This is a genomic window from Pseudoalteromonas sp. MSK9-3, from assembly GCF_003590335.1.
In the GTDB taxonomy this organism is placed as follows: domain Bacteria; phylum Pseudomonadota; class Gammaproteobacteria; order Enterobacterales; family Alteromonadaceae; genus Pseudoalteromonas.
On record NZ_MIET01000014.1, the window covers coordinates 76,647 to 92,558 of the forward strand.

Genomic DNA, 15,912 nt, shown 5'->3' on the forward strand with positions numbered 1-15,912 from the left:
CCCGCATTGTGAGAAGCCGTTTGGGTTATTAACAAGGCTGCATGTTAATTGCCGACGCAGTCGTGTTTGCCGTACGTGCGGTGGTGAGTTTATCTCTGCATTTAGTAATGTTGTCCTAGTTTATAGCGTGGCACTTGCATTAGCGCTGTTTTTTTCAAACCTTGCTCACAATAAGCTAGGCACTTTTGAAAGTTTGGCCTTAATGGCAGTCTGCGCATTTTGTTGTTGCTATGTATTAGGAAAATATGAGCGCTATTAACCATTTATCGGCGTGATAACGCTCAGCCTTTTATGCGCCTTCTTTGATAGAAATGCTATCGAGCGGATCATGAGTCTGAACCTTTGGTTCTGCGTTCGGTAACCTTTTTAATTTTGGTTCGGCTAAACAGTCTTTTTCTGTTTCAATCCAGTAAACGGTGTTTTCAATAAGAGATATAGAGCCAGACACCACGAGGCTCGCAGCACTCACTAATCCAGCACTGGCTAGCGCTGCACCACAACTAAAGTCACTGCCACAAGCACCAAATGCGATCAGGTTTGACGATTCGAGCGTACTCTTTTTCGCATAAACTTGACACCGTTCGTCATAGTAAGTAACGTCTTTAGGGACAAAAATACACCCACTTAGGGCTACGCTCACAGTGAAACATCCAATTAAGTTTTTCATATATATCCTTTTTTTAGACACAAGTGTAACGGTAAATCGAAACTGTGTTTGTAAAAAAGTGTGATAGGTTTTAATTGACGTTGCTGTTTTCTAGAATAGCGCTGGTTGTAAAAGGCCCATTAAGTTATGGGCCCTAATTAGGGGAGTGGGTTATTTACGAAGAGAAATTGACTTGGCTTCGATGTCAATCTTACCTTGCTTAAACAAACCACCAATCGCCTTTTTGAAATTAGCTTTACTGGTCGAGAAAGTCTTTCTGATAAGTTCAGGATCTGATTTATCGCCCAGTGGTAAAAATCCGCCTTTAGCTGAGAGCTCAGCTAAAATTTGTTCGCTTAATCCTGTTACTTTTGCCATACCCGGTTTTTCGAGTACTACGTCGATTTTACCATCTTCGCGTACGACTTTAACAAAGCCTTTTAATTTTTGGCCGATAAACATACGCTTAAATATAGTATTAAAAAATATCACCCCTAAGTGCTGTTCATTGATGATGACTTTATAACCAATGTCAGTTTTTGATGCCACGATCAAGTCAACTTCTTGTAATGGGGCGTATTCAGCATCGGTCTTATTGACGAATTTATTTATGTTGCTCGACGCACATAACCGTTGGCTTGCATTATCAAGATATAGCTTTACTAAGTAGCTATGACCATCACGCATCTTAGGTTTTTGTTCGTTGAATGGCGCAAGAATATCTTTGCTAACACCCAAATCAAGAAATGCACCAAAGCTATTGATTTCTTTTACGCGCAACAAAGCAAATTCGCCGACTTGCGCAATGGGAGTTTTTGTTGTGCCAGTCATATGACCTTGCGAGTCTTGGAAGATAAAGACCTGGACACTGTCACCTAATTCAAGGTGAGACTCAACTTCTGCTTTTGGTAAAAATACTTCGCCTAACTCGCGGCCGTCTAGGTATGCGCCCTCGGCACATAATTCATTGATCATTAAATTTTGAATGCTACCTAGCATGATTATTCCTCAGTTGGCTTTGGTTTACGACGTAGTGGTGCGTGCCCATCAACATCAAATGGCGCAGGGATTGCTTTTTTAGGTTTTGTTGGTTTTCTTCTTACTGGTTTTTTAGCGGCTTTTGCTTGGGCTGGCTTCTTTTCAACCGGTGCTTTAGCTTTAGGCTTTGGTGGCCTGAAACCTTTAAACTTGGCCTCTAACCCGCTGATACTTTCAAATGATAGTGCATCATTTAAGTAGTTTTTAATAGCCACGAAGCTGTTCCAGTCTTTCGGACCAACTAAAGAAATTGCAGTGCCTTTAAATCCGGCTCGACCTGTACGACCTATACGGTGCACATACTCTTCAGCTTGCTTTGGCAGATCGAAATTAATAACGTGAGTTACGCTAAGTAAATCAAGTCCTCGAGAGGCGACGTCAGTGGTGACCAATACTTTAAATAAGCCGCGGCTAAATGTGTCCATAATATCTAGGCGTTTATTTTGTGCTAGGTCTCCTGCAAGGGCAACGGCTTTTATTCCTAATGTGTTCAGCTGCTCACTGATCCGCACCGTATCACTACGTGTGGCTGTGAAGATAATACACTGTCCTACATTGTCTTGTGTTACAAAGTGTTTTAATAACGCGTCTTTGTGATCAAGGTGATCAGCAAAATAGAGGGTTTGCTTAATATCGCCATGTTGTTGATGCGCATCACTTAGAATAATTTTCTTTGGTGAGCGAAGTAAATTACGAGACGTGACTTCTACTTGTGCATGGTCAAGCGTTGCAGAGAAAAGCAGCGTCTGGCGCAAGCGGTGATTTGCTTGTTCATTAATTAAGTTTAGTTGTGGTGCAAAGCCTAAATCAAGCATACGGTCTGCTTCATCAAATACCAGTAACTCTAACCCTGATAGCTGTAATGAACGTTGCTCTAGGTGGTCTGCAATTCTGCCAGGTGAACCAATCACGATTTGTGGGTCTTTTCTGAGTGCTTTGACTTGATCGTTAAAGTTTTCACCACCAAGCACTTTAACCACTGAAATACTGGTTCCGGCTACGAGTAAGCGACATTGTGAGAACACTTGTGTAGCTAACTCTCGTGTTGGGGCAATAATGAGTACGCGCGGGTCACGTTTACTCAATGCGCGTTGTTTCATTACACGATGAATAGCTGGGAGTAAAAATGCCAATGTTTTTCCTGAGCCGGTTTTAGACTGAGCAAACACATCATGGCCAGCAATGGCGGTCGGGACTGCCTGACTTTGGATCTCGGTAGGTGAAGTGATCCCTTGGTGTGCAAGTTGTGCTTCTAGTCGGGTGTCTATGCCCAGTTCAGTAAAGTGCAAAGCGTTTTTCTCCAAAACAAATTTTTTATGACAGGCCATTATAGCAAAGCTAAGCCATTCACTAATAGTAAAAAGCGCATTGTTAGCAAGGTTTTTGCAATTAAACTAAAAATCCGTACAATACGCGCTCTAGCGCCGGATTTACGTTCCGGTTTAATGAACTGACTGGTTGAAAATAAGCCAGTTTAGTGTAACTAAAGCTGATTATAGGAATATCTATGTCTAAAGCATATGTTGTGTGTGCATTGTATAAATTCGTGTCATTACCTAATTTTGAACAGATCCGTCAACCCTTACATGACGTGATGGAACAAAATGAAGTACGCGGTACTTTGTTACTTGCATTGGAAGGTATTAACGGAACCGTTGCAGGTAAACGTGAAGGTATCGATGCACTACTTGCATGGTTAGAGGCGCAACCTGGCCTGAATAATATTGTTTCTAAAGAATCATTTGATGGTACCTGCCCATTTTACCGCACTAAGGTCAAGCTTAAAAAAGAAATTGTGACAATGGGTGTGGAGGGGATCGATCCACTTGAAGTTGTGGGAAGTTACGTTAAACCAAATGATTGGAATGCGCTCATTTCAGATCCTGAGGTTGTTGTGGTTGATACTCGAAATGACTACGAAATTGAAATTGGTACGTTTAAACATGCAATAGATCCTAAGACTAAAACATTTCGTGAATTTCCTGAGTGGGCTGAGAAAAACCTCGATCCAGCAAAACACAAGAAAGTGGCGATGTTTTGTACGGGTGGGATCCGTTGTGAGAAGTCCACAGCATATATGAAAGAACAAGGGTTTGATGAGGTATACCATTTGGAAGGTGGTATTCTTAAGTACTTAGAAGAAGTGCCAAAAGAAGAAACCTTGTGGGAAGGCGAGTGTTTTGTTTTTGATAATCGTGTTGCCGTTGATCATGATTTAGAAAAGGGCTCATATGAACAGTGCCACGCTTGTCGTATGCCTATTACAGAAGCTGAGATGCAGCTAGAACAATATATGGAAGGGGTGTCTTGTCATCATTGCCATGACAGCCTTACCGAAGAGCAAAGAGCACGCTTTGCTGAGCGCCAAAAACAAATTCAACTAGCTGAGCTACGCGGTGAAGGTCATATCGGCCATGAAGCGCAAGAAGTGTTGCGTCAACGCAAAGAGCAAAAGCAAGCGCAAAAAGAGGCACAACGTAATAAAAAGTCAGCCTAGCACGTTGAATAATATAAAGAAAAGCCTCAGCATTGTCTGAGGCTTTTTAGTATAAACTATAACGCCTTACAGGCGTTATACGGCTTTATTATGAATATTATATCAATGGTTGTTTTATAGTCGATTTTTTTGGTAGTCTATATTGGTCCGAAAAACAATAATAGAAGTTAGATTATGGGCAATTTATTTTTAAAAGAGCGAGAAAGCTGGTGGACGTGGGTCATTTGGGGCCTAATAGGCTCGATTGTGAGCACGTATATATTTTCAAGTACTGCTGAAGTTAAATTTGCATTGGCTGCGTCTGGGCTTTTAGTCACTGTGCTAGCGTGGTGGATGAACTACAGCCGTCGTTTTGAATTTTATAGAGCGTTAAAAGTGCTGTTATTTGTAGGCGGTGTGTCATTATTGCCTATTGCACTCAATGTTGCATTGCCTACCAAAGAATTAGCAACACTGAGTTTCAATTTTACATTAGTGTTATTGGGTTTAATTGGCTTATGTATTTGCGGGGCTTGGTTTGCACGTAGACCAAAGCAATATTATTAAAAAGTTGCCCAAAAATAATTATTTTGCTTTACAGCGGAACTAAAAACCACTAATATCCGCGCCAACAACGGAGAGATGGCTGAGTGGTCGAAAGCACCGGTCTTGAAAACCGGCAAGGGTTTGTAGCCCTTCTAGGGTTCAAATCCCTATCTCTCCGCCACCTCATTCTAAAAACCGCCTTTCGGCGGTTTTTTTCGTTTGGAGAGCGTATGTCTACTGAAATCATAAAACATTGTGCGTTATGGATTGTGTTTAGTTTTTTCTATTTAAGCGGCCTTGAAATGGCACTTGTGCTTGCGATTGATGGTCAGCCTGAGCCAACGCTTACTTCAACACTCGGTTATACCTTCTTATTTAACTTACTTGTAGGCCATTTGATCAGTAAATATGAAAAATTGTCTCCTGTGTTTAGTGCAATAGTGATCAGTTTGTGTGGCATTGTCGGGTTTGGATACATCTTTTCAGACACCCTAACAGGTTACAGTCAAGAACTGTTAGCTGGTTTGGTTGTATGTTTACCCATCGCTACCTATTTAGTGTTGCAAATCAAGCAATGGCAAGCTCAGAAGCTAGGTTAATCGCTTTTAAACTCGATAATGGCTATGTTACACTGCGCGGGTCTTTTAATAGAAACAAAAAGTGAAATTTAGAATGTCAGATTTATTTAACACAGATGCTGAAAAAGCAAGCTATGGTATTGGTTTACAAATGGGTGAGCAACTTAAAGCAAACCCTTTTGAAGGTTTAAACTTGCACTCAGTATTTGAAGGCATGAAAGATGCGTATGCAGGTGAAGCAATGCGTGTTGAGATCCCTGAGATCCAAGCTGCATTTGAAAAAATTAACACTGAAATTCAAGCTCGTCGTGAAGAAGAGTCAAAAGTATTAGCGGCTGAAGGCATTGCATTCTTAGAAGAAAATGCAAAGCGTACAGAAATTACAGTAACTGAATCTGGTTTACAGTATGAAGTTGTTGCTACAGGTGAAGGCGATAAGCCGTCTGCAGAATCAAAAGTACGTGTTCATTACCACGGTACTCTGATCAACGGTACTGTATTCGATAGCTCATACGATCGTGGTGAGCCGGCTGAATTCCCAGTAAACGGCGTTATCGCTGGTTGGACTGAAGCACTACAACTTATGCCGGCTGGTTCAAAGTGGCGTTTATACATTCCACATGAGCTTGCTTACGGCGAGCGTGGCGCTGGTGCATCAATCGCACCTTTCTCTACGTTAGTATTTGACGTTGAGCTACTTGAAATTCTTTAATTAACACTTAGGTGTTAAGAGTGAAAATACCCAGCCATGCTGGGTATTTTTTTGCCTAAAAACGATGGTGTGAACTTGGGTGAGACTTGGTGCGGCAGCTCTAGCAGGCTGGATCATGTTGTTTGATCTTATACCACTTAATCAGACCGTAAAGACATGCCCCAACTAAGCCACTATATAAGCAAAAGAGATGAAGGCTTTTTAAACTGGTTACGCCAAGTAAACCATTATAGGTACTAAATGGATAAAATGGTGCCATGTCATAGTGCATAATACTGTCTAAGAAAACGTGACTTACACTGCCAATAAGTGCGCTTGCAAACGCAACCCGCCACTTAATGACACTAACAGCAGAATGATGCAGCGGCTTAGTTATTTTAAAGGCAAATTCAGATAAATATTTTCCTGTAATCGCACTGATCATTGCGATAATAATCGCGCCAAGGTAGGTGTGAGTTATACCATGCAGCTGGCCTTCTCCTGTAAGCAACACATAAAGAGGCTGTAAATCGATGACTATTTGTGTCCACCCAAAGACCATAAGGCTAAAATTGCCTGCTAAAATGGGTTTAACTAAAAGTGCAGGTCCCATATGTATTGGTGTAAAAGGCATAGTGTATTTCCTTATATTTAAAGCCAGATAACAGCTTCATATTTGTCTAATTAACATGAACCTAGTATGAAATATGTGTCAATAATACTATATCAACTACACTGTGATTGATTTACACTAAAAAGGAATACTCATGAAGTTAAATAAAAAGATATACAAGAACTTAACGGACAAAAAAAGAGCGATTGATCCTAAGCAGACTCCAAATATAGCAGGGGGAGGGTTCACCTCTGAGTGGTTTAAGGAATTGAGCCGCCAATTCTGTCGTCAGCCGTAAGTATAATAGGACAGTGTGATTAATATGTGTTAATCACACTTTTTGATGCATTTACTGCGTAATTGGTAGAAAGTAAGGAAATAATGAATAACACGCGCATTATTGCAGTTAGCGGAGCCTCTGGCGCAGGAAAGACCACCATAGTTAAGCATTTAGCCACGCATTTTAATACCATCTACGTTTGTTTTGATGACTTTATAGAAGCTGATACGTACCCCGCAGATATGAAAAAATGGCTGGTACAGGGCGCTGATCTTTCGGTAATTAAAAGCCCTAGGTTTACTCAGCGACTAGCACAGCTAAAGTTAACGAGCAGCAATCGATTTATTTTTATTGAAGAACCATTTGGCAGAGTGCGTGATTCGATGTCCCACTTAATTGACTATGTCATTCTGTTAGACTTACCGATGGAGCTTTGTTTAGCACGCATAATTCAAAGGCACATACACAGAGCAAAATCAGATGAAGTCAACTCACTGCTTGCGTATTTGGCTAAATATGAAGATCATTTACGAGACGTTTATATATCAGCAGTAAACCAAGCGAGGCAAAGTGCTGATTTAACCATTACTGAAGTATTGCCAGTAGAAGCCACAACCCAACTTATTAAAACATGGCTTGCCAAGAAAACTGATCAGGCTGTTTGCGCAGAGCCTTTGGTCTAACGTCATACTCGCTTTATTAACAGATGACTGAACCAAGTAAGCTAAATAGCTAATTGGGCCGCATTTTAAACTCTTTTTCGCGTTATTCTCACAAAACAATGTGCTGGTATGTGCTGGTATGTGTTGGTGTCTCTCGTTGACTTTACAAATACGTCGCTAACACTTTCTGACAGTGCTCAACATTCCTTAACAATGCTTCACTATTTTCATTCCTATCAGTCTTGTAAGCTAACTCAGTTGAATAAATATACAACAAGGTCAGGGGTATGATGCTGTTTCGGCAATTTTGGCATGTAACCAAAGCGCTCTATGCCATTGATTTGCCTATCCTGACAACCACAATCAGATATATAAGGAATATATGATGAAAAACGTCGACCAATCGTATCAACAATTGAATGAACATGCTCAAGCGCATTTAAATAAGCCATTATTCGATTCGATAAGTGAAGTTACCGATATTGTTATTGTGGGAGCCGGTTTGTCAGGTCTTGCAGCGGCAAAACAGCTTAGCGACAACAACGAATATCAATTTAAAGTATATGAAGCAAAGAGCAGAGTTGGGGGGCGAACAATTAATCAAGCATTGAAAGACAATAGGGAAAATGAGCATATTGTTGATGGCGGCGCACAGTGGATTGGGCCAACACATGTGGCAATGCATGATTTAATCAAAGAGCTCAGGCTGAACACATTTTTGACGCCACAAGTTGGAGAGAGTTTACAGTTTGACGCACCTGAACCGCCGTTACAGCAAGAATTAAATGCATTGAGGGCGCAATTGAATCAACTCGCTGCGCATTTACCAATGCGTGCTCCATGGTTAGCTCGTTCAGCTAAGGAGTGGGATGAAATCACCGTGTTGCAGTGGATGCAACGCGCACAGTTTTCACCCGAAGCAATACAAGAGCTTGATTATTCAGTGCAAACATTTTTGGCTGCGTCTATTAGCGATATCTCTTTTTTCTATTTATTATTTTATATTCGCAGTGCCGGTAGCATTGAGCAACTCGAAGACCTTAATAATGGCGCGCAAGACAGTTTGATCAAGGAGGGGGCTCAATCCATTTCTATTGAGCTACGAAAGAGGATTAATGCACAGCTAAATTTTGATGCCGTAGTCAGTGTTGATGATTATGACACATTTACACTGGTTACATTACAAAGTGGGCAAGTGACACTTTGTCAGAAAGTTATATTTGCTATGATGCCAAGCTTATTGAAAAATATCCGCTTCTCCCCGGCTTTATCAGCAGAGAAGCTAGCACTTATTGATAATTGGAATACCAGTGTTGGTAGTATCAAAGCACATATATTGTTTAACAAACCGTTTTGGCGTGAACAGGGGTTAAGCGGTATTTCATTTTTACCTAATGAGGCGTTTAGCAGCACATTCGATTGCACTCGAACCAACAGCGATGCTGGGGCTTTAACCGTGTTTGTAAATGGCAGTGCTGAAATGCGTGCGCTCACCATAACTGAACGCCGCGAGCGAGTATTATCGCAACTTAGCCAGCTGTTTGGCCCATTGGCACTAGAAGCAATTGACTATGTTGAGATGGATTGGATGAGTGAACCGTTTCAGCAGGGGTGCGAGTCGCCGTTAAACGTCAATGTTTTATCTAACTTTGGGAAAGAGCTCAGAACCCCACATGGCAATGTATATTTTTGCGGTACTGAAACCGCTGAAGTGTGGTCTGGTTACATGGAAGGTGCTGTTACAGCAGGCTATCGTGCCGCTGGTGAAGTTGAAACGGCATTAAATGAATCTCGTGTAGTTTAATTCATTTTTAGCGCGTCCTTATTCGATGAGGGCGCCATATCTTAAAAGTCCCTAATGGTGTTGTTGTGTGGCTCTTTTGCTGTAGGGACATTCAAAGCTATTCTGCTGACATTACTTGTCAGTACCTCTGTGTATTCTGCCTCTTCTATTTAGAAGAGAAATTAATAATGAAAATGAATTACTGTGTTTTTGGCACCAACGATATGAATGCTGCAATTAAATTTTATAATGCACTTTTTGAAAAAACAGCATATAACCACGTTTTAACGACCGATCGAATGGCGTTTTGGCAAGGTGATGATGAAGAGTCTGCATTTGCAGTCGCTGTCCCTTTTAATACTGAGGAAGCGACAAATGGTAATGGCACTATGGTTGGTTTTAGTGTGGGCTCTAACGAAGAGGTAATAAGGATGCATAAAACGGCGATTGACTTAGGTGGTATGTGTGAGGGTAGGCCAGAGCAACGGGGTCCGCGTTTTTCAGCCTATGTAAGGGATTTAGATAATAACAAGATTGCGTTTTGTGAGTAATAAAGCATGTCATTAAACAAGACTAGTGGGAGCGTTTATTAACTAGGGGTTCGGGTTGGCTGCGTCAAGTCGTTAATGTACCTTTGTTATAAAGTCGCGAGTGAGCTCAGGCGTTTGCTCACTCGCCTAAATACTTACATTAACCAGTACAGGCCATAGCCTACACCCAGTGCAGGAATAGCGGAGTAACAGGTAGCTAATACAGCTGCTTTGGGTGCCATCGCGATGGCAGGAAAGAGAGCATCTCCATCGTTTGATATAGCATTCCCCGCGAGTGCGCTAAAAGGAATGATCCCTTGAATGTATAATGTTGTCACAACGATTTGTGGTCCACAACCAGGTAACAGACCAATCAGCACTGCAATTAGTGGAGCAAATACGGCAAACTCACTAAACCATTGCTTTAAATCGAGCCCAAAGAGGGTGACAGCAAGCTCATACAGCATAAAACTGGCCACAACCCAAGCCGTCACAAAGTGAGTATCTTGCAGTACGCGTGTGAATTTTGAGGGAGGCTCAAATTCTTCATCTTCTCCTGTAATTTGCTTATACGTTTTACCTTCAGATGAAAGCGCCCACACGAGTACTGCAAATATCGCCATAGCAGCGCCAACAAGGGTAATTGAGTGCTCAAATTCACCTAAATCAACATTGAAGGCTATCAAAAAAGCGATAACTAAACTCGGAAGCAGCGCAACTTTCCATACTTTGGTACTTGCAATAACCATGGTACTTGGCTTAGTACAATCATGAGGCTGTGCGTGTTGTTCGTCGGGCTGGCAAAACTCTTGTTTGTGAATTACGTTGACGATAAGTCCGCTGATGATCCCAACGCCGACCCCAATCCCGATGATCAAAAGACCTTCTAATGGTTTTTTAGCCAATAATAAAAATGCGGCGTCTCCCATTGTCGCGGTTAGAACAGCCACAACAGACGCAAAGCTTGCTTGACGTTTAGTAAATTGTGTTACGACAATAATTGCTCCTCCGCATCCAGGAAGCGCGCCTAAAACTGCAGCAAATACAATCTCTAAAGCTGGAGATTTAGCTTTCAAATAACTTAATTCTAGCTGAGGTAATTTATCGACAAGGTAATAATAAATAAACAATGTGCCAGCAACAAACACGCTGACTTGAAAAAACGCATCCGCAAGTGTTGGTAAAGTTATCGTTCTTATTGGTTCATACGCCAGCGCTAATGCCAAAAAAAACGGCAACAATAAACGTTTGTTCGTTAGCTGTGTGCTTAGTAAATGTACTAAGCGGGAAGGGGAATTGGCAGATTGTGAGAGCATAAAGTGCAACCAGTTAATAAACTCAGTTGCACTTTAGGGTTTTTCTAAATGAAAAGCAATATCATTTGCATTTAATTTCTCTTGAACTCAGAGGTTGCTTTCCATTGTGGCCATGCCTCTTGCTGAGAGATGTCATATCCGACCTGATAGAATAGTTGCAGATCTTGCACTGCCCCTGTTAAATCCCATTCGTCACGATAGCGGTCACATGGTTGGTGGTAGCAGCCAGTAAGTACAAGGCTCATACGCTTACGGTAGTTAGCCGTAGCGTCATCTATTGCTTGCGTACCACCACCAGCATACATGGCTGGTACACCCATATTGGCAAATGCAAAGTGATCTGAACGGTAGTAGCCACCTGATGCTGGTTTAGGATCACCAGATACAACACGGCCTTGGGCTTTAGCCGCCACGGTTAACATATCATCGAGGTCTGATTTACCAATACCCACAACACTGATGTCTTTTACACGGCCCAATAGGTTTAAACTATCCATATTGATGTTAGCGACCGTTTGTTTTGCTGGGATCACCGGGTTTGATGCATAGTATTTAGAACCCAGTAGGCCTTGCTCTTCCGCTGTAACAGCTAAGAAGGTCATTGAGCGATCTGGACGAGTAGGTAATTTAGCAAATGCTTCTGCTACTTCAATCATACCGCCGGTTCCTGTCGCATTATCATGTGCGCCATTGTAAATCTGATCACCTTTACGGTTTTTATCAGTGCCTAAGTGATCCCAGTGCGCGGAATAGATAATATGCTCGTCGGGCTTTTTACTACCAGGCAACGTCGCAATGAAGTTATACGAGGTTGATGTTTTGATTTTACTTTTAACGGTGACTGATGCGGTTAAATCGCCCATATCTACGTGGTAGCTGCCTTTTGCTGCGTTCGCTTTAACGGTAGAAAACTTTAGGCCTGCCTTGTTAAATAGCTCTTTAGCGACATCGACTGTTACCCAGCCTTCGACGGCTACGCGGTCCATGTTTTTATTGGCTTTTTGAAAACCAAATTGCTCACCACTCCATGAGTTTTCAACTACGCTCCACGGGTAAGATGCGGGTGCAGTTTCGTGGATGATAATGGCACCTGCGGCACCTTGACGGCTTGCTTCTTCATACTTGTAAGTCCAGCGACCATAATACGTCATGGCTTCACCCGTAAACATATTTGGATCTTTGGTAGCAAAGCCAGGATCGTTGACCAGCATGACCACTGTTTTACCTGCAACATCAATACCTTCATAGTCATTCCAGTTATACTCTGGGGCATTAACGCCATAGCCTACGAAGACTAATTCTGAATTATTAATCGATTCAAGTGGACTGATCCGGCTGGTACCCATCACCATTTCTTTTTTATATAGGTACTCTTTACCACCAATATCAAGGGTCATTTTAGAGTCTGCTTCAATTGACACCAAGTCAACTTCTTGTAAAAAGCTATCGCCATTACCTGGCTCATAACCCAGTGATTTGAAGTGTTTAGTCAAATAAGCAAGGGTGAGTTCTTCACCTTTTGATGACGGTGCACGGCCTCCAAACTCATCAGACGCGAGCGTTTTAATGTGTTCAGCTAACTGTTCTTTGTTGATACTGTTATAGGCAGACTGCACGTCTTCTGTTGTATTAGTTGTTGTCATACAACCACTTAGCACGGCTACGGTGAGCGCGCTTAGAGTCATTTTAAGTTTCATAATGCTTCTTTTGTTATAAATATTAAAGTCTCTTTATTATAAACATAATTGGGCTGTTTTTTCGAGTAACTGCGATAGTTCGCAGCGGAGTGATTGGAGCCACAGCTCACTTCAGGTAAACTAATGAAAATATTTTAAAATGTTTACAGAATGAAGAAATTTACCCCCCCTGAGCAGTTTCAACCTTCTCTTTTAGCCAGTGGTGCATTTGCGCACTTAAATCATTTGTTTAAATTAAACACGCATAATAATTGGCCTGATTTTGTGTGGCTGAATCGTTTAAATAATATAAAAAACAGTCAAGGGCTGGCGGTACAATTTGAGCCTGATCCGGTGTTTCAGGATGAGGAGCGGTATTACGAACAGATAATATACGAAACAGGTCGGATCCCTACCAGAGAGCAAAACTGGCATGACTTATTTGGCGCGATGATCTGGTGTTTGTTTCCTAAAACAAAGGCATTATTAAATAAACGCCACATAGACGAAATTAATCAACATGGTTTAAAGCAACGTAGTAAACATCGCAATGCATTAACCTTATTTGATGAATGCGGGGTGGTGTTAGCAATCACAGATGACACCGTGCAAGCGCAGTTAAGAGCGCATAAATGGCAATCTGTTTTTATTGAGCGCCGCACGCAATGGGGGAACAACATCCACCCCTTCATTTTTGGCCATGCCAATTATGAAATGTTAACACAGCCGTTTATAGGGTTAACAGGAAAAGTACTGTGTATCAAAGTAGAGGACAGCTTTGCAGCACTGTCTTTGCAAGAACAATATGGGGTGTTAGATGACTTACTTTGTGAGCAGATAATCGAGCAAGGGGTACTTGATGACAATAAACAGATGTCGCCATTGCCGTTATTAGGTGTGCCAAATTGGCACGATGACAATAAAAACCCCCAGTTTTATGATAATACGGATTACTTTAGAGTAAAAAGAGTGTTTAAAAAGGAAGTATGATGATCACAGTCAATACGCTCGCTAAGCGTTTCAAGCTGAATAAAGAACATAAAAAACAAAAGCAATGCACTGACGTGCGTGAACACGATGGCTATTTCCACTCTGTTAAAGATGTGAGCTTCCAGTGTGGTTACGGTGAAGTGTTAGGGTTGCTTGGGCCAAATGGTGCAGGGAAAACAACCACGCTGCGTATGTTATCGACTGCACTCACGCCAGATAAAGGCGAGATCACCATTGATGATATAGACATTATTAAACATCCTCTAAAGGGTCGAAAAGCAATAGGCTTTTTATCTGGCACAACGGGGTTATATGGGCGCTTGACGGCACGTGAGAATATTGAATACTTCGGTAAGCTCCATGGCCTTAAAGGCAATGCGCTTAAGCAAAAATGTGAAGCGCTATTTACAATGCTTGATATGACATCGTTTTTAGATAAGCGTGCTGAGCATTTGTCTACAGGGATGAAACAAAAAACCAATATTGCCAGAGCGGTTGTTCATAACCCAAAAGTCGTTATCTTAGACGAACCAACTACTGGGCTTGACATAATGACGACGCAAACCGTCATTGCTTTTATTCGCACATTAAAAAAGCAGGGTACACCCGTCATTTTCTCAACACACCACCTTGATGAAGTCGCCTTGTTGTGTGACAAGCTTGCTGTCATTGATAATGGGGTGAGTTGCTTTGACGGTACGGTTGATGAGTTTAAATTGCGGGGTGAGAGTAATGAACTAAACCAAGCATTTCTTAATTTATTGGATGAGCGTTGTCATGTTTGAAGTATTTAAAAAGGAAATTCTCGAGCTGTTAAGGGATCGAAAGACGCTGTTTTTCATTATCGCATTACCTATGCTGGTGTTTCCAATCATTGTTGCACTGGTTGCGTTTTTGACATCTCAAGCAGGCTTAAAAGCGCAGCAGCAAGTGCATACCTATTACATCGTAAACGAGCAGTATGCTGACGCGTTTTCTGAGCAGGTTTTTTATCATAAAAGCTTTAAAAAATATCAAGGAGATATAAAGCTTGACTCAGTACATGCGTTATCTGAAGCGGTGAAACTTGGTCAAATTGACGTAGGAATATTTATAGACAGTGACCCCCGAGAGGCGATAAAAACAGGTAAGCAGAGTCAGTGGAAAGTGGTGTTCAACGATGCCAAAGCGATTAACTTTACCTTTAATCGAATCAATGAATTAGCTAATACCTCATCACACGCGGTACGCTCAAACGCGTTACTTGAATTAGGCGTCGAGCCTGAACGTCAGCAGGCGGTGTTAAAGCCAATTGTTGTTAGTAAGGTTGATACTGCTGATAAACGAGAAAATTACGGTGAAAAGCTAGGGGCATTTATCCCGTATTTATTATTGCCTTTGGTGTTAATGGGGGCAAGTTATCCGGCAATCGACTTGGGGGCCGGTGAAAAAGAGCGAGGTACACTCGAAACGTTGCTGTTAACACCGGTGACGCGCTCAGAACTCGTATTAGGTAAGTTTTTTACGGTATTAGCCAGTTCCATAGCGTGTACGTTAATAACGGTTGCCAGTTTGGCCATCTGGGTAAGTATAGCGACCCGATTTATCAGCATTGACGTAATAACAACGGCATTTTCCAGTGTGACAAGTTGGGACTTTTTATTGATATTTGCTTTGTTGCTGCCCGTTGCTGCTATGCTATCTTCGTTGGTACTGGCGATTTCAATTTATGCTCGTACCTTTAAAGAAGCACAAAACTATATGGCACCATTGAGTATGGGGATTTTTGTCCCTATCGTGATTTCACTATTACCTAATATGGAACTGGATACAACGACCGCATTGATCCCAATAACAAACGTAGCATTGGCCATAAAAGAGATAGTAAAAGGCACAGTAGACTATGGATCTGTTGGTCTTATTTTTATTGCGTCAGCTGCCTTAGCAGCTTTACTCTTGATATGTTGCGTGAGGTGGTTTAACAAAGAAACAGTATTGTTTAGATAAAAGCTGAGATAAAAACTTAGATAAAAGCTTATATAAAAAGTTAAATAAAAATATAGGTTAATCAAAAGTTTATTTTTGAGCGCGTTCAATTATTTAAGGTG

General features: G+C 41.5%; 17 protein-coding genes and 1 tRNA gene. 12 read left to right on the forward strand and 6 right to left on the reverse strand.

Features of this window, described 5'->3' with window-relative positions; genetic code table 11:
• Positions 1-289 precede the first annotated feature (289 nt).
• From BGP78_RS06315 to BGP78_RS06325, 3 genes are all read right to left on the reverse strand, one after another.
• Positions 290-667, reverse strand: a complete 378-nt coding sequence (locus BGP78_RS06315; protein ID WP_119860614.1) for a hypothetical protein — start codon at positions 665-667, stop codon at positions 290-292.
• 150 nt (positions 668-817) lie between these two features.
• Positions 818-1,651 carry a S1 RNA-binding domain-containing protein gene (locus BGP78_RS06320; protein WP_119860615.1) on the reverse strand — a complete coding sequence of 278 codons (834 nt, stop codon included), beginning with the start codon at positions 1,649-1,651 and terminating at the stop codon, positions 818-820.
• The gene (locus BGP78_RS06325; protein WP_119860643.1) at positions 1,648-2,973 is read right to left on the reverse strand and encodes a DEAD/DEAH box helicase; all 1,326 of its coding nucleotides are present in this window, start codon (positions 2,971-2,973) and stop codon (positions 1,648-1,650) included. Before BGP78_RS06325 ends, BGP78_RS06320 begins: the two co-directional genes overlap by 4 nt.
• A 218-nt stretch (positions 2,974-3,191) precedes the next feature.
• Here BGP78_RS06325 and BGP78_RS06330 point away from each other — a divergent pair, with 218 nt between their 5' ends.
• The 5 genes from BGP78_RS06330 to BGP78_RS06350 all read left to right on the forward strand — a co-directional run bounded on the left by BGP78_RS06330 (position 3,192) and on the right by BGP78_RS06350 (position 5,996).
• A complete protein-coding gene (locus BGP78_RS06330; protein WP_119860616.1) occupies positions 3,192-4,181 on the forward strand; it encodes a rhodanese-related sulfurtransferase in 990 nt (329 codons plus the stop codon).
• 174 nt (positions 4,182-4,355) lie between these two features.
• Positions 4,356-4,727 carry a hypothetical protein gene (locus BGP78_RS06335; protein WP_119860617.1) on the forward strand — a complete coding sequence of 124 codons (372 nt, stop codon included), beginning with the start codon at positions 4,356-4,358 and terminating at the stop codon, positions 4,725-4,727.
• 69 nt (positions 4,728-4,796) lie between these two features.
• Positions 4,797-4,887 (forward strand) — tRNA-Ser (locus BGP78_RS06340).
• Positions 4,888-4,936: 49 nt separating this feature from the next.
• Positions 4,937-5,305, forward strand: coding sequence for a hypothetical protein (locus BGP78_RS06345; RefSeq protein ID WP_010362932.1), 369 nt, complete (start codon positions 4,937-4,939; stop codon positions 5,303-5,305).
• A gap of 73 nt (positions 5,306-5,378) precedes the next feature.
• The gene (locus tag BGP78_RS06350; RefSeq protein WP_010362931.1) at positions 5,379-5,996 is read left to right on the forward strand and encodes an FKBP-type peptidyl-prolyl cis-trans isomerase; all 618 of its coding nucleotides are present in this window, start codon (positions 5,379-5,381) and stop codon (positions 5,994-5,996) included.
• A 100-nt stretch (positions 5,997-6,096) separates the two neighbouring features.
• Here the strand turns inward: BGP78_RS06350 and BGP78_RS06355 are convergent, their stop codons facing one another.
• Positions 6,097-6,609, reverse strand: a complete 513-nt coding sequence (locus tag BGP78_RS06355) for a metal-dependent hydrolase (RefSeq protein WP_119860618.1) — start codon at positions 6,607-6,609, stop codon at positions 6,097-6,099.
• A 133-nt stretch (positions 6,610-6,742) separates the two neighbouring features.
• Here BGP78_RS06355 and BGP78_RS22625 point away from each other — a divergent pair, with 133 nt between their 5' ends.
• The 4 genes from BGP78_RS22625 (at position 6,743) to BGP78_RS06370 (ending at position 9,864) form a co-directional block, all read left to right on the forward strand.
• Positions 6,743-6,886: a hypothetical protein gene (locus BGP78_RS22625; RefSeq protein ID WP_157592853.1), complete on the forward strand. Its 144-nt coding sequence runs from the start codon at positions 6,743-6,745 to the stop codon at positions 6,884-6,886.
• A gap of 83 nt (positions 6,887-6,969) precedes the next feature.
• Positions 6,970-7,551 (forward strand): hypothetical protein, encoded by a 582-nt coding sequence (locus tag BGP78_RS06360; RefSeq protein ID WP_119860619.1) that lies wholly within the window; start codon positions 6,970-6,972, stop codon positions 7,549-7,551.
• A gap of 361 nt (positions 7,552-7,912) precedes the next feature.
• On the forward strand, positions 7,913-9,334 hold the full coding sequence (locus tag BGP78_RS06365; RefSeq protein WP_259386191.1) for an FAD-dependent oxidoreductase: 1,422 nt from the start codon (positions 7,913-7,915) through the stop codon (positions 9,332-9,334).
• A gap of 167 nt (positions 9,335-9,501) precedes the next feature.
• A complete protein-coding gene (locus BGP78_RS06370) occupies positions 9,502-9,864 on the forward strand; it encodes a VOC family protein (protein ID WP_119860621.1) in 363 nt (120 codons plus the stop codon).
• Positions 9,865-9,998: 134 nt separating this feature from the next.
• Here the strand turns inward: BGP78_RS06370 and BGP78_RS06375 are convergent, their stop codons facing one another.
• Complete coding sequence (locus tag BGP78_RS06375; RefSeq protein WP_119860622.1) at positions 9,999-11,159, reverse strand: putative manganese transporter; 1,161 nt, start codon at positions 11,157-11,159, stop codon at positions 9,999-10,001.
• Between the two features lie 71 nt (positions 11,160-11,230).
• Complete coding sequence (locus BGP78_RS06380; protein ID WP_119860623.1) at positions 11,231-12,856, reverse strand: M28 family metallopeptidase; 1,626 nt, start codon at positions 12,854-12,856, stop codon at positions 11,231-11,233.
• Between the two features lie 150 nt (positions 12,857-13,006).
• Here BGP78_RS06380 and BGP78_RS06385 point away from each other — a divergent pair, with 150 nt between their 5' ends.
• From BGP78_RS06385 to BGP78_RS06395, 3 genes are read left to right on the forward strand one after another with little or no spacing between them, the layout of a single operon-like run.
• Positions 13,007-13,825, forward strand: coding sequence for a DUF3025 domain-containing protein (locus BGP78_RS06385; protein ID WP_119860624.1), 819 nt, complete (start codon positions 13,007-13,009; stop codon positions 13,823-13,825).
• On the forward strand, positions 13,825-14,610 hold the full coding sequence (locus BGP78_RS06390; RefSeq protein WP_119860625.1) for an ATP-binding cassette domain-containing protein: 786 nt from the start codon (positions 13,825-13,827) through the stop codon (positions 14,608-14,610). The genes BGP78_RS06385 and BGP78_RS06390 overlap by 1 nt, the downstream gene beginning before the upstream one ends.
• Positions 14,603-15,811 (forward strand): ABC transporter permease, encoded by a 1,209-nt coding sequence (locus BGP78_RS06395; RefSeq protein WP_119860626.1) that lies wholly within the window; start codon positions 14,603-14,605, stop codon positions 15,809-15,811. Before BGP78_RS06390 ends, BGP78_RS06395 begins: the two co-directional genes overlap by 8 nt.
• Positions 15,812-15,912: the final 101 nt, after the last annotated feature.

Bases quoted from the DNA above. Each gene is read 5' to 3' on its own strand.
- BGP78_RS06355 (WP_119860618.1), bottom strand. From the start codon at position 6,609: ATGCCTTTTACACCAATACATATGGGACCTGCACTTTTAGTTAAACCC.
- BGP78_RS06350 (WP_010362931.1), top strand. From the start codon at position 5,379: ATGTCAGATTTATTTAACACAGATGCTGAAAAAGCAAGCTATGGTATT.
- BGP78_RS06345 (WP_010362932.1), top strand. From the start codon at position 4,937: ATGTCTACTGAAATCATAAAACATTGTGCGTTATGGATTGTGTTTAGT.
- BGP78_RS06360 (WP_119860619.1), top strand. From the start codon at position 6,970: ATGAATAACACGCGCATTATTGCAGTTAGCGGAGCCTCTGGCGCAGGA.
- BGP78_RS06370 (WP_119860621.1), top strand. From the start codon at position 9,502: ATGAAAATGAATTACTGTGTTTTTGGCACCAACGATATGAATGCTGCA.
- BGP78_RS06330 (WP_119860616.1), top strand. From the start codon at position 3,192: ATGTCTAAAGCATATGTTGTGTGTGCATTGTATAAATTCGTGTCATTA.
- BGP78_RS06335 (WP_119860617.1), top strand. From the start codon at position 4,356: ATGGGCAATTTATTTTTAAAAGAGCGAGAAAGCTGGTGGACGTGGGTC.
- BGP78_RS06375 (WP_119860622.1), bottom strand. From the start codon at position 11,159: ATGCTCTCACAATCTGCCAATTCCCCTTCCCGCTTAGTACATTTACTA.
- BGP78_RS06380 (WP_119860623.1), bottom strand. From the start codon at position 12,856: ATGAAACTTAAAATGACTCTAAGCGCGCTCACCGTAGCCGTGCTAAGT.
- BGP78_RS06315 (WP_119860614.1), bottom strand. From the start codon at position 667: ATGAAAAACTTAATTGGATGTTTCACTGTGAGCGTAGCCCTAAGTGGG.
- BGP78_RS06395 (WP_119860626.1), top strand. From the start codon at position 14,603: ATGTTTGAAGTATTTAAAAAGGAAATTCTCGAGCTGTTAAGGGATCGA.
- BGP78_RS06365 (WP_259386191.1), top strand. From the start codon at position 7,913: ATGATGAAAAACGTCGACCAATCGTATCAACAATTGAATGAACATGCT.
- BGP78_RS22625 (WP_157592853.1), top strand. From the start codon at position 6,743: ATGAAGTTAAATAAAAAGATATACAAGAACTTAACGGACAAAAAAAGA.
- BGP78_RS06390 (WP_119860625.1), top strand. From the start codon at position 13,825: ATGATCACAGTCAATACGCTCGCTAAGCGTTTCAAGCTGAATAAAGAA.
- BGP78_RS06385 (WP_119860624.1), top strand. From the start codon at position 13,007: ATGAAGAAATTTACCCCCCCTGAGCAGTTTCAACCTTCTCTTTTAGCC.